The organism is Cytobacillus firmus, assembly GCF_023657595.1.
In the GTDB taxonomy this organism is placed as follows: Bacteria; Bacillota; Bacilli; order Bacillales; family Cytobacillaceae; genus Cytobacillus; species Cytobacillus firmus_B.
This window is the reverse complement of the sequence record NZ_CP098323.1, coordinates 867,620-885,203: the sequence shown is the minus strand read 5'-3', so window position 1 is coordinate 885,203 and position 17,584 is coordinate 867,620. Positions and strand designations below refer to the sequence as shown.

Here is a 17,584-nt window from a genome sequence, read left to right as displayed (position 1 = left end):
AGAGAAGAGAATAAACGCGAAAGGCGAGGATTCACTCTCTCATTCTGCCAAATTAATTTTAGCAGCAGTTATGTTATCAGGAACAGGCATCTTCTTCTATTTAACTTAACAATCTGGCAAAGGTGCACGTACATGCGTGCACTTTTCCATTTAATCAAAGGGAGGCACTATTGTATGAGAATATTGGTTGTTGGAGCCGGAGCCATTGGGGGCTATTTTGGCGGAAGACTTTTGGAAAAAGGTGAGGATGTTACGTTTTTGGTAAGGGAGACAAGAAAGCAGCAGCTTGAGAAATATGGGCTGCTGGTGGAAAGTGTTTATGGGGAAATGATGTTTTCGGGACCAAAAACGATTCAGGCTGGAGAAAAGGCAGAATCATTCGACGTCATCCTGCTCTCTACCAAAGCTTATCATCTTGAGGGAGCCATCAGGGATATCCGTCCATACACAGACAATAAAACTTTGATTCTTCCTCTCTTAAATGGAATTGCTCATATGGATCAGCTGACAGCTGCTTTTGGAGAAGAGAACGTTCTGGGCGGCCTATGCTTTATTGAAACCACTCTTGGTGAAAATGGGAAAGTGGTTCAGACCAGCCCTGTCCATGACTTGGTTTTCGGGGAGCGTTCCGGTGAGAAAACGGATCGGATTCTGCAGCTTCAAGAAGTTTTTTCAGGTACAAAAGCAAACTTCCGCCTCTCTGAAAAGATTGAACAGGAGATGTGGCATAAGTACCTGTTTATCTCCACACTTTCCGGCGTTACCTCCCTGTTCCGCTCACCTATAGGTCCGATCCGCGAGCAGGCTTTCGGATTAAATTCGATTAAAGAGGTACTAAAAGAGGCATCTGCCATAATGAAAGCGCTGGGTGCTCCGCTAGCTGAAGGGATTAAAGAAACTCAGGTTAAAAAAATACATGAAATGGGCTATGAAATGAAATCTTCCCTGCAGCGAGATATGGAAAAGCAGCAGGCTATTGAAGCGGATCATTTCTTCGGATACTTGCTGAAAAAGGCTGAACTGCTGAATTTAGATGCTCCTGTTCTTGGAGCGATTTATGCAAACTTGCAAGTATATGAGAAAAATAGTCTTTAAACAAAAATCCGAGCAGGGTAGCCTGCTCGGATTTTTAGTCTATTATTTTGTACTGCTGTTCGAATTATAGAAGAATTTCGCTGTGATAGATCCATCCGCATTTTCTTTAATGTCTGTTACATGGATTCCGGAGTCAGCCGGTGTTGAGCTGTTGCCCTTCCAGAAATAGTAAGAGCCAGTATGAACATTTCCGGAGACAGGTGTGATTTGGCTGCCTGATTTGAAGAAATCGCCTGCATCCCCGCGGTTTAGATTTTTCTCCAGGTCATACTTGCCATCAGCCTGCAGAACAGATAAGCCGTAGTGTGTTACGACTGTTCCGTCACTAGCTGTTTCCGATTGGTTGTACTGGAAGCGTTTGTTCATCCAGTTTTCCACATTGTTTGGACGGAAGCCGGCTGTCTGGTACAGGTTGATAATGTTCTCATCTACATGCCATGCCACTAAGCCTTTAGCGTCTTCACCCTGACGGATAAACCCTTTGTTAAAGCCGTCCTGCTGAACGTTTTCAAATAGGAAGTATTCAGTTCCGTTTGAGCCTGGCACTTCCATTTTGACAATGCCGTTGTCAGCATCCGCTTTATTGATTGGAGGCAATGTAATAGTTTTCGTGTCCCCAGGCTTTACTTCAACTGGATTTACCCACCCTAAGAAAATCTTAGAGAACGGGTCAAAGTGTGCCGGAGAGTTTCCGCCATATTCAGGTTTATTCGGATAGCGCAGCCATGATCCGCCTGCCATCATCGAGTAGTTCCCTACCCCTTCAGAGCTATAAACCGTATCATAAAAGTCAGGTAATCCCAATGCATGTCCAAATTCATGGGCATAAACCCCAGTTTGTGCCGGGAATGGACCTGTTTTTGCTTCATCTTTATACGTATTTGTTGCTGCATCAAATCCAGCCACGTTACCGCCGATTCCTGGCTGGATGTTGTAGTTGTTGACTACTACCCCATCATATGTCATATCTTCAGCAACTGTTTTGTTAATCCATTCACCTTGGGACATGCCAGCATGAACATCTGCAGGTTTGCCAGTTTCATAGTATTTTCCATAATACAAAGCACTTAAAAGGCTCCACTTATGAGACCAGAACTGTGCCGGATCACGGCTGAATTCAGCTCCTGTACCTTCATGAATGACGAAGATATTAGGCACTTCCCCATTTTCGGCATACTTCGAAAAATCAACCTGATCGTCTGCTGCTTTTAATAGATCACGGATGAATTCACCTGTATGTGCGTCTCCATTCACATTTCCAAGCTTATATTCTCCGCCCTCGGCATATGCTCCCTCTTGGTCTAAGTAATAGGAAGCTCCTCTTGGCATCTCAACCCATACAAATTCGGTGTTTTCTTTGCGGACAAGATTTGTCTTTCCATAACTGGATTCTTTGTAAGCATTTTGCATTGTTCGGTCCTTTGGAACATCCGGTCCATCATATTTCTGGAATTGAGGAAGCTCATAAGGATTATATTCTGTTCCAAAGATTAAATCCTCATAATATTTAGCCGGAACTTGTCCAGGCATATCGCCGACCGGCTCATCGCCTTCCGGATACTTTGCCAGAAGAACCAGAACTGGAATATCCCCTGTTGCCTCTTTATACGCAACATGGTTGTCGCCAGGCTGCTGGAATTTTGCACCTGCCTTAGCTGCTTTTTCAGCCGGGTCAACCTTCGATAGGTCAATTCCCAATTCTTTAGCTTTTGCAGCAAGCTCCGGTGACGCACCGACATGATGTGCAAGACTGATTTGATACTTGCTTTCCTGCTTAGCCTGAGTATCTGCCGGCCCGGCTCCTGCAAAAACGGCACTTCCTGCTAAAGCAAGCGATAAAGCTGAAGTTGATAGAACTTTTAACAATATACTCACTCCCTATAATCTATTTCTGTAATCTAAATATTATATAATATTCAGTATATTCTAAATAGGAAGAAAGCATGGTTTCATATAGAAGTTCGTGATACTAAAGACTTATTTTTCAAAAAAGTTACAGGTGAAAAGATTATTTCACTGAGAAATTTCCTTTAACAGGTTAATGATTTATAATAGAGGGATATGTAAATAAAGGAGACTCTAACATGACTAATATAGAAGATAATGCACCAAAAAAAATCAGCCTTAAAGAAGCAATGAAACAGCAGCTTATGAATAAAAAGCAGGGTCAGTCAGGCGGAGCGTTTAATAATACCCCTGTTAAATCCACGAAAGCACTGAAAAGCCAGCAGACTAAGAAGACCAATAATCAGCGGAAACGGACGGGTGTGTAATGGAAGGTCAGAATCGCGCTGCCATAGCGCCAGGGTTAAAGGTGAAGATCGTTCTTAAAAAGGATCAGCGGACAGGTGCTCTGACAGAAGGAATCGTGAAAGACATTTTAACGAAGTCCCCTTCCCATCCGCATGGCATTAAAGTAAGGCTTGAGGATGGTCAGGTTGGCCGGGTAAAACAAATCCTGCGCCCATAAGGAGCGGCCTTTTAATTTGATAACTCACGGAGGAGACTATTGGTTACACTGATTAAACCTTTACTGGTAAATATTACGATACTATTTTCATTTACGTTTAACGGAAATTTACTTTTTCCTTATCAGACAAAGGCCCCCCTTACCTTTAAGCAAAAATTGATTTACGGCCTGCTTGGCTCATTCGGGGCACTTCTGTGTATGTTTTACCCCATTGAAACACTGGGGGAAACCCATTTTGATTTGCGCATGGTCGCGATCATGATTGTGACACTCTATGTAGGGTGGCTGCCGGGATCCATTGTGATGCTGAGTACCGTCATTGCCCGCTATGTAATAGGCGGCCAGTTTATTTATATTGGAATATTGGTTTCTATTTTATCCTTTGTGATTACATTTTCCTTAAGAAGAGTGTTTCTTAATTCTAAACACCGGTTGATAACAGGTTCATTTATTCTCTTTTTTTATTTTTACTTATATATAGCCATTCTTGCGACAGCCGTCATGTTTCTGGACACCTTTTTTTATCTGACCTATTTCGCGGCATTTTACCTGACATTTATTGCTCTTGTTTTTATAATCGAGAGTCTTTTCAGAACGAATAAACAGATCAGTGAAATGGTATATATGGATAAGCTTACAATGGTCGGCCAGCTGGCAGCTTCGATTGCCCATGAAATTAGGAATCCTTTATCAACTGTAAGGGGCTTCATTCAATATTTGAGCCAGGATACGGCGGATGAGAACTTTAAAAAGTTCTCCCCTCTCATAATTGAAGAACTGGATCGCACAAACAGCATCATTACCAACTATCTTAAAGTTTCAAAGCCCGAACAGTTCCAACTGGCTAATGTTCCCCTGCATGAGGTGATTCAGGATTGCGTCCTGCTCATGAGGCCGCTTGCCTCTTATTCAAATGTAGTGATTGAGTACGGGAATAAAGGGCCATTTTATGTGAGAGGTGATGAAGACCACCTAAAACAGGCCCTCATGAATATAATCAAGAATGGAATTGAATCGGTTCAGGAAAAAGGAAAAATCTCAATCATTACTTCAGCAGATTATTTTCATAATACCGTTAAATTGACAATTACGGATAACGGACGGGGCATGACCTCCGAGCAGCTGGAAAATATCGGTTTGCCTTTCTACACAACGAAAACAAAGGGGACTGGCCTGGGGAGCATGGTTACGAACAAAATTATCCGTGAAATGCACGGAACAATAGAGTATGATAGCGAAATCGGCAAGGGGACGACAGTGAACATCATACTGCCTTTGCTGAAAAATGAATAAGAAAAAGAGTGCCAAAAAGGATGCACTCTTTTTCTGTATAGACTTTTAGCCAAGCCGGCCCTGAGCTGCTGGCTGGTATTTTCTCATTGGTCCTTTTGCCAGAACATCACGCATATAGAAGTCACCGGCCGGATTTCTTTTTTTCAGCAGTTCTAAGAGGTATGTAATATCATCCATGGCGCGGTGTGTCTGGCTGTCTGCGATGCGGTGGGATTGAATAAGCGTTAGCAGCCGGCTGTCTGTAAAGCCGTATTCTTTCCAAGGAACACTTCTCATCGTGCAGTACCATTTTAATTCGTTAATATCTTCCGGATACATCCGGTATAAAAAGCTGCGGTCAAAGGATGCATTATGAGCGAAAACCGAATCAGCGTGAAAGAAGTATTTTTTTATTTTGATATCATCAAAGCTTTTTCCGCTGACAGCTTCATAAGGAATCCCATGGACTCTGAATGCACGGCTGTAATTGTTTTTGGCCGATTTGCTGATGGGTTCCCGCAGGAATGAGGATTTATCCTTTATATCAAGAATCTCCCCTGTGTCGGCACGGTATGAAAATAACTTTAATGCCAATTCAATGATTTCATCGGAATTTGGTCCTAGCCCCGTTGTTTCCACATCCAGCAGCAATCCCATATTTTCCTTGTTTTTCATTGCCTGCCTCCTCTATTGATTTTAAATTAAGCATATAATAGAGGAGTGCTGAATGCCAGCGGAACCGCTATTAAATCTTTTTATCGTTTTTCAAGCGGTCCACATAGTCGGCATGGTAATTCTGATGCATGTATTCGCGGTTTTTCATGGAATAGAAATATCCTGTTGAAAGCGAAAGAAATGCGAACAGAAAGCCTACCCCAAAGCCGAAGTTGTGGTAGCCCATGACAATGCTGACAACGGTAGTGATCAAGAGCGCTACTAATATATAGAATAAAATGTTTTTGTTTTTCAAGGGTGTGCCTCCTCTTACTTGAAACTAAAAAGCTGTCTTATTATTATACCAAAACCGAAACAAAACGGCCGCTTTATCCGTAAAGAATAACAAGGAGGTTTTTGCCATGATTGGACTTGTCATTACACAGATTTCTGTGATTCTGCTCTTCCTGATTCTGGGATGGGCTGTACGATTCAAAAAAGCTTACTGGCTCATTTCCGGATTTGCCTCGCGGCCGGAGATTGAACAAGAACAATTAATTAACAGCGGTTATCCGCAAAAAACCGGCAGCCTGCTCATTGGCACTGCTATCGGGATGCTGGTGCTACTGCCTTTATCATTCACCGGATTCAGATTTGCAATGGAAGTGCAGTTCGGCTTTATGATGATTGTTTTGCTTGGGGGATTCATCTACTTATCGAAATATGAAGTGCCGTCTAAAAGAAAACGAAGTTATATCATCGCTCTCATTCTTTTTATTGTGACACTTGGCCCCCTCATTTACCTGACTGTCTCCAGCCAGAAAGGCTATGAAATGGCATTAACAGAGGATTCATTTGAAATCTCCGGAATGTACGGAGACAAATGGGATTATCGGGATATTCAGTCTGTTCAATTATTGGAGGAGATGCCTGAGGTAACCTGGAAGCAGAATGGAATCGGCCTCCCCACCCTTTCACAGGGGCATTTTAAAGTGACTGGCTATGGCAGCAGCTTATTATTCATACAAAAAGGCCATACGCCGATTCTATACATTGAACTTAAAAATGAGAAAATCTTTGTGAACAGCAAAGATTCCGCAGAAACAGAAAGCTGGTATAAGGTAATGAAAGAAGAGGCGGATATCAAATGAATCCGCAACGGCTTTTAATTGAATCCATAATTGGGTAATCATAGTAAAAACAGGAGGTGACTCGTTAAGGTGTCATATATACTTTTAATTATTGGATTTTCTTTATTGATTGCAGGGGCAAACTTTTTTGTGGATGGCGCTTCAAAAATTGCGGGGTTCCTAAAGATTTCCCCGCTGCTGGTTGGGCTGACAATCGTTGCATTTGGAACGAGTTCACCTGAAGCCACTGTCAGCATTCTGGCTGCGCTGGATGGAAATGCCGATGTGGCTATAGGAAATGTTGTCGGCAGTAATATTTTTAATATCACGCTGGTGGTCGGTGTGACCGCCATGATTTTTCCTTTAAAAGTCGAAAGTGCAACCATCCGCAAGGAGATTCCCTTTACTTTGCTTGCCACAGCTGCTCTTATGATTTTCATCAATGATGCATATCTTGACTCTATCAGCAGCAATATGGTTTCCCGCAGTGATGGTCTCGTGCTGCTGCTGATATTTGCTGTATTCATGTACTACTTATTTGAAGTGGCCCGGGAGAACCGAAGCAGCACAGGGTCTTCTCCTGTCAAAACAAGTACTGCCCAATGGACAAAGCAAAGTCTTTTGACGATTGCCGGATTGGCTGCCATTATTTTTGGCGGCGACCTGGTTGTTAAAAGCAGTACGGAAATTGCTTTATCATTGGGGATGAGTGAAACATTGGTCGGCTTAACGATTGTAGCCATCGGGACTTCTCTGCCCGAGCTGGTGACATCTGTCGCCGCAGCCATAAAAAAAGAGAGTGAAATTGCTTTAGGAAATATCGTAGGAAGCAATATCTTTAACATCCTTTTCGTCCTTGGGGCATCGGCTTCCATCTCCCCGCTTCCTGTAGACCCTAAAATGTTCATCGATATTACAATCTTAATTCTAATTACATTCGTGCTCCTTATCTTTTCAAGAAGCCATTATGCCGTTGGAAAATATGAAGGGGGTTTTCTCGCAGCCTCTTACATTATGTATTTGATTTATATCATAATGCGTAATTAATATCAGTGCCGGTCCTTTTGGGTCGGCGCTTTTTTTTAAGCGGACGTTGTTTCTGAAAAATACTGCTGCTTCCCCGGCTTTAAAAGCTGAAAGCAGACATATAGAGAAAGAAGTAAATTCAGGGCTGCCAAAATGACAATCGTATAGCGGAGCGGAAACAGATCACCAAGAACACCGATACCGATGAGCAGGAAAATCTGGGCAATGCTTTGAATGACACCAATCACGCTGGTCATTCTGCCCATGATTTCCACAGGTATATTATTCTGATAAAAGGTTTGGTAACCCGAACTTGAGAAAGCATTAAAAATGCCAAGTACCGTAAACCCAATGACAACCATCATGAAGGAGTCTGCCACTGCATAAATCAGATAACCTGCCGCTGTCAAAAGCATGCCGTAGCCCATGAGCTGTTTGATGCTGAGCATTTTTGAAACGATGGTGATAAAGAGAGCTCCGAGCGCAAAACCAATTCCGCTGATGCTGACAAGGAAACTATAATCCGCTTCTGTCAGCCCCACAACATCCTGAATATAAACAACCTCCTGGGAATCCATTGCGAGAGAGAACAAACCAAATGCCTGGAAGCAACCGTAGACAGAGATGAAAAAAGCCTCTCTCCTGCCAAATGCAATGACCTGCTTCCAATCATCCCGGAGAGTTTCATAGGCTGACGTTTTGATTGAAGCCTCCCCCAGATCTTTATCCATGTCCGGCAGCAGCCATATGATGACAGCTGAAAAAACAAAGGAAGCCGCATTTAAAAAGACAGCTGTGTCAATGGTTCCAATCAGAAATAATCCGCCTGCGATGGCTGGTCCCACGATAAAAGCACCTGAAGCAACAAGACTGTTGATAGAGTTGAACCTTTTTCTGCTTTGAATCGGAACCAGCTTGGCTATATACGTGGCGGAAGCCGGCATGAATAGTGCCTTCGCTATGCTGATGAGAAAAAGGGCTGCATAAATGAAGCCTATGCTTCCGAGAAATGGTATCAGAGCTACACCCAGGGCTCTGGCCATATCAGTCCAAATCATAATGCTCTTTTTGTTTTTCCGGTCAATCATGCCTCCGCTCCATGAATTGGTTATAACGGAAGTAATGGGACCTATAATCCATAATCCTGCCACAGCAGCTGCTGATCCGGTCATGTCATAGACAATCAAATTAATAGCAATCAGGTAAATATTAAATCTCCTAATTTGGATATCCCTATTCCCGCCAGCAGCATTGACGCCAATTTCCAGTTAAATTGTTTCATGGATCACCTTTATAATTTTAGAATTTTCCCAATTATTAGTGTACCATAAAAAACCCTGAAGAGTGATCTCCAGAGCCTCAATCATCAGCCAGCTGCTGATTTTTTATGATAAGGAACTTTTGTGCCGACACTTCTTAACCCAGCAAAAAACCTTGCGGTGAAGATGATCGCAGCCAGAACGATAAAGATTCCGCTGACTGCGCCAACCTGGTCGGACAGTACCCATTGCGGCAGGTGCTCTGCCCATCTTCTAGGAGCACTGATTCCGCCGGCGTAAAGGAATGAGCCCACCAGACCCGTAAAAAACGCAAAATAGAGCGTAATGGTGAATGTATCGATTCCCCTGTGCTGCTGATTGCCTTCGGTTTTATTGAAATAATACATAAATCCGATAATCATAGCGACTACCCCCATTCCCATATATGTATGGAAATGGCCTGGAACCCATTTCGTGTTATGCATCACATGATTGACAACAATCGTGGCATCAATGATGGCCGGAATGGCTCCTGCCACCCATCCGAACATGGAAAGGAAAAACAGGCTTGAGGCAAAGTCCCATTTCATCCGCGAACGGTAGACAATCATAAGTGCACCGTAGGCCGTAACGACCATAACGGGCAAGCCGTTAGCATAGGAAAACACCTGCCCGATGATGAGCATCCATTTTGGCACTGCAAAGTCCATCAGCAAATGATGCGTATAAATCATTAAGGTAAAAAGTGTGGAGCAGTTCCAAGCAATTAAAAAGACTTTGTTAGCTTTCCACGGCCGTTTTGTATATTCTGACAGGACCTCATAGACGGCAATAACAGCCATATAGATTGTGCAGTTGGCAAAGATATGGCCGAACGCATAGGTAAGATGCTTGGCAAGCAGCGGATCTATCGTAATGGCCGGATTCATAATATTCACCAATGATGCGGCCAGCACCGTGGCACCTGCCAGCAGTGCAGTCGAGTTGGTGATGATAACCATGGCTGTCGCCACGACAGCAGCAGGCGGTCCGTATCCTTTCTTCCCCCTGAAAATGATATCCCATCCGAGCGCCTTTCCGATGCCCCCATAAACTGCTGTCAGCCTTGCAGCCAGATACATGTACAGGAGTAAAAAGCCAATGCCGAGAATCAGCATGCCTGATAAGAAGAAAACTGCCCCTGCTGCCCCGTACATTTTAGCTGACTGGGCAGGAAGCGGATATAAGAACGTCCATCCATCTGAAAAGTCAAAGACGAAAATGGCGATGAGGACCATCGTGACTCCGGTTAAAAAAAGGACAAAGTTTACAATGAGAATGGCAGGGTTAAGCTTCACGTATTTAGACAGGAAGTACCATAGAATAGCCGTTCCTCCCAATGCCGCGATGCCAACCATGCCTGTACCGTGTGCAGTCATGATTTTATAAAACCATTGCGGTGTGATGCTGATCATTTCCCCCTGATTCATCAGCATAATAACCCCAAAGATCATCATAAGAATTAAAACAAGTGCCGTCACAGCCAGGTGCCATATCACTGCTTTCCTGGCTAAAGGGTGAATCGCATCATTCATCAGAGCTTCCCCCTTCCGGCTCAACAACAATTTTTTTGACCATCACATGATGGCCTGTTGAACAATATTCAAGACATAATATTTGATAAGTTCCAGGCTCTTCAAACGTATAATAAACGGTATTTGTATATTCAGGCATGGCCTGAGTCTGTGCGACAAGCTCCATTTTTTCATTGTATAAGCCGAAACCGTGGGTAACATCCGAAGCTGTCACATCAAATTGAACTGTGTCCCCAACTTCGAACCTTTCCTCGCTCATCTCCCACGCATATTGGATTCCGGTTACCTTCACTACCTTCGTTTCACTAAACCCTTCCGCTTCTGCCTGATTCCGGTCATACGGCAGCCTGCCAAGCGTCATAATTGTGGCAAAAGCCATTATTGCAATAAGTCCGAGAAAATAGAATTTCCTTATTTTATATCCTTTTTCCTGAATGGCGCTATATTCACCGCTGCGCTTGGATTCGCCGTAAACAAACGCAAAAGCCAGCGCCAGCAGGAAAACAAAGAAAACAGTCGCATACATGGCGATAAGCTGATACATTTCTACCCCTCCCATAAAATATTCAACAATTCCCCAAACCCTATTTTATGGAAGCTTAAAAATTAATTCGGTGATATATGTCCTATTCGACGAATTTTTTTGAAATTTTCCCACAAAAAAATGCCCTGGATTATCAGGACATTTTCTTCTCTATCGTGTACATCATCCAAAAACCTATATCTTCAAATCCGATGCGTTTATAGATCGCGCCTGCTGCCGGGTTATCATAAAACAGGCACAGCTCTTTATTTTCCGAAAGAAGCTGGCGGCAGAGCTTGACCATGCACTGAGTAGCATATCCCTTCTTTTTGAATTCACTGTCTGTTGCTACACCTACAACCATGGCTGAAAGGGAGTTTTCAGCTGTCGTTGAAGCAGTGCTGACCATCTTACCATCCTCTTTGATAAAAAAGGAACGGGATGAGCCATCCTTTAGCACCCTGCTTTTTCGTTCAACGGTAATGGCGGAATCGCTGAATTCTGGAATGCTGTTCAGAAGCTCAACAAGCTGTTCTGCATCTTCAGGAACAGCCTTGCACACCGCTGATACTTCAACCCCTTCTGCATTTAACTTTGTGCATTTTGCATAATAGGTTTCCCGCTTTCTTTTTATGCGGTGTGATACATAAGGTTCAATTTTCGCCGTAACAGCTTTCAGGCCGGACATCATTCCAAAGTTCGGGTCCTCAAGCATTATCTCCGCAAAACCCTTGGCGTCAAAGTCTCCTGCTGTATATGGGATGAAATTTTCTTCATATTTTAATAAAACGGCCTTTAATCTGCCATCTTCCCCAAAGTCCCCCCACACCTTTTGAAAGTCCTGTTCATAGCCGTATGCTTCAATATCTCCAATAATGAACAGATTCTCAGCCGGCTGCTGTTTTAAAAGGCTGAAACACATTTCATGATCTTGTTCAGTAAGTTGTCTAATCATATTTAATTAATCTCCTTCCGATCAAATTGGCTGATACAGGCGGGAGATTCAGGTCCCTTGCCCAGACTGACAGCTGTCCAATGTGATGGATTTCATGGGCAATCACATGGTTCAAGATGTCTCCCCTTTTATATTGCTTCTCCATCCATGGCGGTGTAACAAACTCATTGTATGGAACTGGCCATTCCTCCTGAAAAAAGTGTTCTAATCCCCTTCGGTATTCCTCAGAAAGTGCCATTACTTTATCCAATTCAGCATAGTCGGAAAACAGGGGATCTTTCACTTCCTTGCCCTGTATCACACAAATCCAGCTGTATTCTACATCTGCGATATGAAAAAGGGTTTCCAGTATGCCTCCAACTCCTCCAGTCCGGCTGGCTTTCAGCTCTTCGGCTGAGAGCTGACGGCACCATTCAAACCACTCATCACGCACTTGCCAGTTATAGCGGAATAATGTCAGCAAATCCACTTACCTCCTTGTCCAGATACCTATGAATTTCGTCAGCATATGGGAATTTCCTGCAAATTTATGTTTCAGCCGCATAATTACTGGCTATATATTTAATCCTAAAGGAAGCAGCATGAGAAGAAAGGGGATTGCATGTGAAGAAAAGCTTAATGGTTTTCTATATATCGGCCGCCATTTTATTATTGCTTGTTTTATTCGGTGTTTTTGTCCCGGATTCACTGGAGAGTGTGACAGCAAATGTACAGGCCTTTATCACCGATAAATTCGGCTGGTATTATTTGATTCTTGTTTCGTTTATTGTCATTGTTTGTTTATATTTTTTAATCAGCCCTTTAGGAAGAATCAAGCTTGGGAAGCAGGATGATAAACCGGAATTTACCCGCCCTACCTGGTTTGCGATGCTGTTCAGCGCTGGGATGGGAATCGGGCTGGTTTTCTGGGGTTCAGCAGAACCGATTTATCACTATGCAGTTGGGTCTCCAACCGGAGGTGCAGTGGGGACGGACGAGGCGATTAAGAATGCGATGAGATATACGTACTTCCATTGGGGGATACATGCCTGGGCCATATATGGAATTGTCGCACTTGTGCTGGCTTATTTTAATTTCCGCCATGGGGAACCTGGTTTAATAAGTGCCACTTTAAAACCCATATTGGGAGACCGTACACAGGGGGTGACAGGAAAAGTCATTGATATTCTATCAGTGGTAGCAACTGTTATCGGTGTGGCCACGACACTTGGGTTTGGAGCTGTGCAGATTAACGGAGGATTGTCATATCTATATGGACTTCCTGTTAATTTCACCGTTCAGTTTGTGATTGTCGCTATTGTTACAGTCCTGTTTATAATTTCGGCCCTGTCCGGTCTTGGAAAAGGCATTAAAATTCTGAGTAATGCCAATATGATTCTTGCGGGTGCTCTATTTATTCTGACGTTCTTTCTTGGACCGTCATTATTCATTCTGAATCTGTTCACCAATACGCTTGGAAGCTATCTTCAATATTTGCCGGGCATGAGCCTCAGGATTGCCCCTCTGAATCCGGAGGTCAGGGAATGGATTAATGGCTGGACAATTTTTTACTGGGCCTGGTGGATTGCCTGGGCGCCGTTCGTTGGCATTTTCATTGCCCGTGTTTCTAAAGGAAGAACCATCCGGGAATTTGTCTTTGGGGTCCTGCTTATTCCGTCGCTAATTGGATTTATCTGGTTTGCCACATTTGGGGGAACCGCCATTATGCAAGAGCACCAAGGCACAGCGAAAATCTCGGAATTGGCTACTGAAGAGGCACTATTTGGCGTATTCTCCAACCTTCCGATGGGTACAGTCCTCTCGATCATCGCCATTTTGCTCATTTGCACGTTCTTTATTACTTCTGCCGACTCCGGCACCTATGTCCTGGGAATGATGACGACTAATGGTTCACACCATCCCGGCAACAAGATTAAATTAGTGTGGGGAATATTGCTTGCTGCCATTTCATTGGTCCTGCTCTATTCCGGCGGGCTTCAAGCTCTGCAGAATACGATGATTGCAGCGGCTCTTCCCTTTTCCGTTATTATGGCTTTAATGACCTTCAGTCTAATCAAGGCTCTGCAGAAAGAAGCGAAGGAGCTTGGTATTGGGAAGATCCCGAAGAAGAAGGTGTAGATGAAGAAACCTGCAGATCTGGCATCTGCAGGTTTTTTGATGGTTATTTTACCGGAATCCAGATCTCTGAATAATAATCCGGACTGGACGCATCACCTGCTGTATAGACCTCCAGTTCAGGTGCATCAGCATGTTCATAGCCGCTTGATGGAAACCATTCCGAGAAGATTTTTTTCCAGGTGTTTTGCATGGCATGCGGCATGGCGCCATGTACTTCAAACACCGCCCATTTGGAGGCCGGGACTTCCATGCTCTCGAAGCTGTCAGGCTCATCACCTTTGAAGCTTGCGGCAATCCAGTAATCCATGCTGTCAGGCTTCTGGCTGCGGTTATCCACACACACGCCTAGAATTCCTTTGATATCCCCATTATTCAGCTTGAATAGCTTATCAGAGGTGCCGTTACTGTTTACTTCATCCCACAATTTCGGGATGCCGGCCAAATTTTCTTCATTGACTAAAGAGAACTCCTTTTTGATGCCCGCTACTTGAAACGCTTCTTTTTCGACAATTGCATATTGCATTTGTTCCGCCCCTTTCAGACTCACCTGGATCACCAGGCGGTTATATGATTTCAGCTTTCCGGAAAAATTTCTGGCTTCCGTCGGTGTCATGCCATGCTGTCTGCGGAAAGCCTTTGTAAAAGCTTCGGGAGTGTCATAGCCATATTTATAGGCGAGGTCAATTACTTTGAGGTCTGTACAAACCAGGTCCTGTGCGGCGAGCGTTAATCTTCTGCCCCGGATATATTCTCCCACCGGCATATCTGTCAGAATGGCAAACGTGCGCTGAAAATGAAATACGGAGGAGTTCGCTGCCTCCGCAGCTCTCTGGACTGAAAAATCCTCATCCAGCAAATGCTCCTCTATATAATCAATAGCCTTCTGCAGCGATTCAATCCATGACATTACTAATCACTCCCTTATGTATATCCTACCTTTATCTCTTTTTAACTGCCTGTCATTTTTTGCTTTGTTTTGGCAGGAAGATAATAAAGAATTCTTATTATAGGAGGGGAATACCTGCATATTGGGGAAATTTTGTTGCGGATGCTGGCGGGCCGGGGCAGAATCAGGAAAATACCGGCCGAAATGAGGGATTTACAGGCCTATTTTGCAGTTTCGCCGGCCAAGGTGGGGCATTTACAGGCCATAATTAAAGATTTATCGGCCAAACTCAACGATGGCCGAACAATTTTCCGTTTATCGGTCACTTCATCAGCTTTATCGGTCATAATTTTAATTTATCGGTTACTATTCGATTTTATCGGTCAGTTTCTGCATTATTTCGGTCACTTTTGAAATTTAACGGTCAGTCCTTAATCTATCAAGGAATCAGAAAAAAAGCCAGCCGCCCGATAGCGGGCAGCTGGCATTGATTTTATATGGCACGGCCCCAATGACGGTGCATGGCAATGCTATTAATTAAATTCTCACTGGAGGAAGCATCGCCGCTTTTGATTTCGACGATTCCCATATCCGAAAGAGTTTGGGATTGCCCCAGCAGGTTTAAAGCTTCTGCAGGCAGCAGTTCGGCTCCTTCGCCGCCAAAAGCAATGGTTTTAAAATGCTTGTAGGCTTCGCTGACGAATTCCTTTGCCTGCGGCATCATTTTCAGAGCTTTGGCACTTTCTTTTCCTCCTGCCACATAGATGGCATCATACATAACGGAGTGTGAAGTCAGGAATGTTTTCATAACTTCCAGTTCTCCGCCGTCTCCTTTGATCATACCGAGGTTTTTGCTGACAATTTCAGGCATAATCCCAGCACTTTTCAAAGCTTCCATTACGCTATTGACTTCAGTATAGCTGAAGCCATTATCAGCAAGGATGGCGACTTTTCGGGTCTTAGGTGATTTGGCTGTGTTCATTTGGCTTAATGCTGGTGAAGAGTGCGTCACTTTGGATTCATTTGCAGCATCAGGCACGATAGCGCCAACTCCGAGGGCAATTTGCTCAGCCAGGAAGCTATCTACGTTGCTGAACATGTTTACAACCTGCTGCTTCACATCCTTGTTCTGCACTTTTCCAACTTCAAAACGGAACGCCTCGATCATATGCTGCTTCTCGACTTCGGACATGCTGTTCCAGAACATTTTCGCCTGGCTGTAATGGTCTTTGAAGCTGTCGCTGCGCTGGCGCACTTTGCGCCCTTCGATCTTTTCCTGATAATGAACATAGCCGCCCTCTTCTGCTGTGGCAGGGCTTGGATCATTATTCTGCATCGAGTTTTTATGATAAGCAACCGGCCCTTTGTTGATCGTCATGCGATGATAGCCGTCATACTGATTATTGTGGAATGGACATACAGGACGGTTGATCGGGATTTCATGGAAGTTTGGACCGCCTAGGCGGATTAGCTGTGTGTCTGTATAGGAAAACAGGCGGCCCTGCAGTAATGGGTCATTTGAAAAATCAATGCCCGGCACCACATGCCCAGGGTGGAACGCGACTTGTTCTGTTTCAGCAAACACATTATCCTGATTCCGGTTCAGGGTCATTTTTCCTATGATCTTAACCGGAACCATTTCCTCCGGCCACAGCTTCGTGGCATCCAGAATATCAAAGTCAAAGGAGAATTCATCTTCTTCATCAATCATCTGGACACCCAGTTCAAATTCAGGGTAATCTCCCATTTCGATGGCTTCCCAAAGATCCCGGCGGTGGAAATCCGGATCCTTTCCGGCAAGCTTTTGGGCTTCGTCAAAAACAAGTGAATGCGTGCCCAGAACAGGCTTCCAGTGAAATTTCACAAAACGCGCCTTCCCCTGCTCGTTCACAAATCGGAACGTGTGAACACCAAAGCCCTCCATCATGCGGAAACTGCGCGGAATGGCACGGTCTGACATCGTCCACATGATCATATGGGCTGTTTCAGTATTGTTGGCGGCAAAATCCCAGAATGTATCATGGGCCGTTGAAGCCTGCGGCATTTCGTTATGCGGCTCCGGCTTGAATGAATGAACGAGATCCGGGAATTTGATGGCATCCTGGATGAAAAACACCGGAATATTATTTCCTACTAAATCATAATTGCCTTCTTCCGTGTAAAACTTGGTGGCAAAGCCGCGGGCATCACGTACAGAGTCTGCCGAGCCGCGGGAGCCGGCAACTGTCGAGAAACGAACAAAGACCGGGGTCTTGACAGATGGGTCCTGCAGAAACTTGGCCCTAGTGTATTCTGCCATGGATTCATACACCTGGAAATAGCCATGTGCGCCAAACCCGCGGGCATGAACAACCCGTTCAGGGATGCGCTCATGGTCAAAATGCGTCATTTTTTCCCGAAAGTGAAAGTCCTCCATCAGCGTCGGTCCGCGGGTACCTGCTTTCAGTGAATGCTCATCCTCCGAAACCTTTACCCCCTGGTTCGTTGTCAGCTTCTTGCCTGTGTTATCCATGCGAAACTCCTCAATCTGCTTGTCTTTGCTGTGCTCATTTACGCTTTTATTTTGCGGATCTTGTTTCAAATGTCCTTCCTCCTTATATAAAGAAGCAATTGCTTCGGGGT

The 17,584-nt window shown here is 44.2% G+C and carries 17 protein-coding genes; 7 read left to right on the top strand and 10 right to left on the bottom strand.

Features of this window, described 5'->3' with window-relative positions:
- The first annotated feature begins 174 nt into the window (after positions 1-174).
- Positions 175-1,095 (top strand): ketopantoate reductase family protein, encoded by a 921-nt coding sequence (locus NAF01_RS04720; protein WP_250801899.1) that lies wholly within the window; start codon positions 175-177, stop codon positions 1,093-1,095.
- A 42-nt stretch (positions 1,096-1,137) separates the two neighbouring features.
- Here the strand turns inward: NAF01_RS04720 and NAF01_RS04715 are convergent, their stop codons facing one another.
- Positions 1,138-2,970: a M6 family metalloprotease domain-containing protein gene (locus NAF01_RS04715; RefSeq protein WP_250801898.1), complete on the bottom strand. Its 1,833-nt coding sequence runs from the start codon at positions 2,968-2,970 to the stop codon at positions 1,138-1,140.
- 209 nt (positions 2,971-3,179) lie between these two features.
- Between NAF01_RS04715 and NAF01_RS04710 the strand changes: the two genes are divergently transcribed.
- The 3 genes from NAF01_RS04710 to NAF01_RS04700 are packed head-to-tail and all read left to right on the top strand — an operon-like array spanning position 3,180 to position 4,858.
- Positions 3,180-3,368, top strand: coding sequence for a hypothetical protein (locus NAF01_RS04710; RefSeq protein WP_404323446.1), 189 nt, complete (start codon positions 3,180-3,182; stop codon positions 3,366-3,368).
- Positions 3,368-3,565: a YwbE family protein gene (locus NAF01_RS04705; protein WP_048010563.1), complete on the top strand. Its 198-nt coding sequence runs from the start codon at positions 3,368-3,370 to the stop codon at positions 3,563-3,565. The genes NAF01_RS04710 and NAF01_RS04705 overlap by 1 nt, the downstream gene beginning before the upstream one ends.
- A 39-nt stretch (positions 3,566-3,604) precedes the next feature.
- Entirely contained in the window at positions 3,605-4,858 is a 1,254-nt protein-coding gene (locus tag NAF01_RS04700) for an ATP-binding protein (RefSeq protein ID WP_250801897.1), read from the top strand.
- 45 nt (positions 4,859-4,903) lie between these two features.
- Here NAF01_RS04700 and NAF01_RS04695 read toward each other — a convergent pair whose 3' ends face one another.
- Complete coding sequence (locus NAF01_RS04695; protein WP_226619469.1) at positions 4,904-5,512, bottom strand: exonuclease domain-containing protein; 609 nt, start codon at positions 5,510-5,512, stop codon at positions 4,904-4,906.
- 70 nt (positions 5,513-5,582) lie between these two features.
- On the bottom strand, positions 5,583-5,807 hold the full coding sequence (locus tag NAF01_RS04690) for a hypothetical protein (protein WP_048010560.1): 225 nt from the start codon (positions 5,805-5,807) through the stop codon (positions 5,583-5,585).
- Positions 5,808-5,913: 106 nt separating this feature from the next.
- Between NAF01_RS04690 and NAF01_RS04685 the strand changes: the two genes are divergently transcribed.
- Both NAF01_RS04685 and NAF01_RS04680 read left to right on the top strand, forming a co-directional pair.
- Entirely contained in the window at positions 5,914-6,642 is a 729-nt protein-coding gene (locus tag NAF01_RS04685) for a DUF3784 domain-containing protein (RefSeq protein WP_250801896.1), read from the top strand.
- A gap of 69 nt (positions 6,643-6,711) precedes the next feature.
- Positions 6,712-7,668, top strand: coding sequence for a calcium/sodium antiporter (locus NAF01_RS04680; RefSeq protein ID WP_197214327.1), 957 nt, complete (start codon positions 6,712-6,714; stop codon positions 7,666-7,668).
- A 35-nt stretch (positions 7,669-7,703) separates the two neighbouring features.
- Here the strand turns inward: NAF01_RS04680 and NAF01_RS04675 are convergent, their stop codons facing one another.
- The 5 genes from NAF01_RS04675 to NAF01_RS04655 all read right to left on the bottom strand — a co-directional run bounded on the left by NAF01_RS04675 (position 7,704) and on the right by NAF01_RS04655 (position 12,421).
- Complete coding sequence (locus NAF01_RS04675; protein WP_250801895.1) at positions 7,704-8,819, bottom strand: MFS transporter; 1,116 nt, start codon at positions 8,817-8,819, stop codon at positions 7,704-7,706.
- A gap of 194 nt (positions 8,820-9,013) precedes the next feature.
- Entirely contained in the window at positions 9,014-10,480 is a 1,467-nt protein-coding gene (locus tag NAF01_RS04670; protein ID WP_197246786.1) for a cbb3-type cytochrome c oxidase subunit I, read from the bottom strand.
- Positions 10,473-11,024 (bottom strand): cupredoxin domain-containing protein, encoded by a 552-nt coding sequence (locus NAF01_RS04665; protein WP_197246788.1) that lies wholly within the window; start codon positions 11,022-11,024, stop codon positions 10,473-10,475. Before NAF01_RS04665 ends, NAF01_RS04670 begins: the two co-directional genes overlap by 8 nt.
- A 133-nt stretch (positions 11,025-11,157) precedes the next feature.
- Positions 11,158-11,958 (bottom strand): GNAT family N-acetyltransferase, encoded by an 801-nt coding sequence (locus NAF01_RS04660; protein WP_250801894.1) that lies wholly within the window; start codon positions 11,956-11,958, stop codon positions 11,158-11,160.
- Positions 11,951-12,421: a DinB family protein gene (locus tag NAF01_RS04655; RefSeq protein ID WP_250801893.1), complete on the bottom strand. Its 471-nt coding sequence runs from the start codon at positions 12,419-12,421 to the stop codon at positions 11,951-11,953. The genes NAF01_RS04660 and NAF01_RS04655 overlap by 8 nt, the downstream gene beginning before the upstream one ends.
- Positions 12,422-12,561: 140 nt before the next feature.
- Here NAF01_RS04655 and NAF01_RS04650 point away from each other — a divergent pair, with 140 nt between their 5' ends.
- Entirely contained in the window at positions 12,562-14,076 is a 1,515-nt protein-coding gene (locus NAF01_RS04650) for a glycine betaine uptake BCCT transporter (RefSeq protein ID WP_284709496.1), read from the top strand.
- 43 nt (positions 14,077-14,119) lie between these two features.
- On the opposite strand, the gene NAF01_RS04645 is transcribed toward NAF01_RS04650, so the two are convergent.
- Positions 14,120-14,983 (bottom strand): AraC family transcriptional regulator, encoded by an 864-nt coding sequence (locus NAF01_RS04645; protein ID WP_250801892.1) that lies wholly within the window; start codon positions 14,981-14,983, stop codon positions 14,120-14,122.
- Between the two features lie 472 nt (positions 14,984-15,455).
- Complete coding sequence (locus NAF01_RS04640) at positions 15,456-17,543, bottom strand: catalase (RefSeq protein ID WP_250801891.1); 2,088 nt, start codon at positions 17,541-17,543, stop codon at positions 15,456-15,458.
- Positions 17,544-17,584 lie beyond the last annotated feature (41 nt).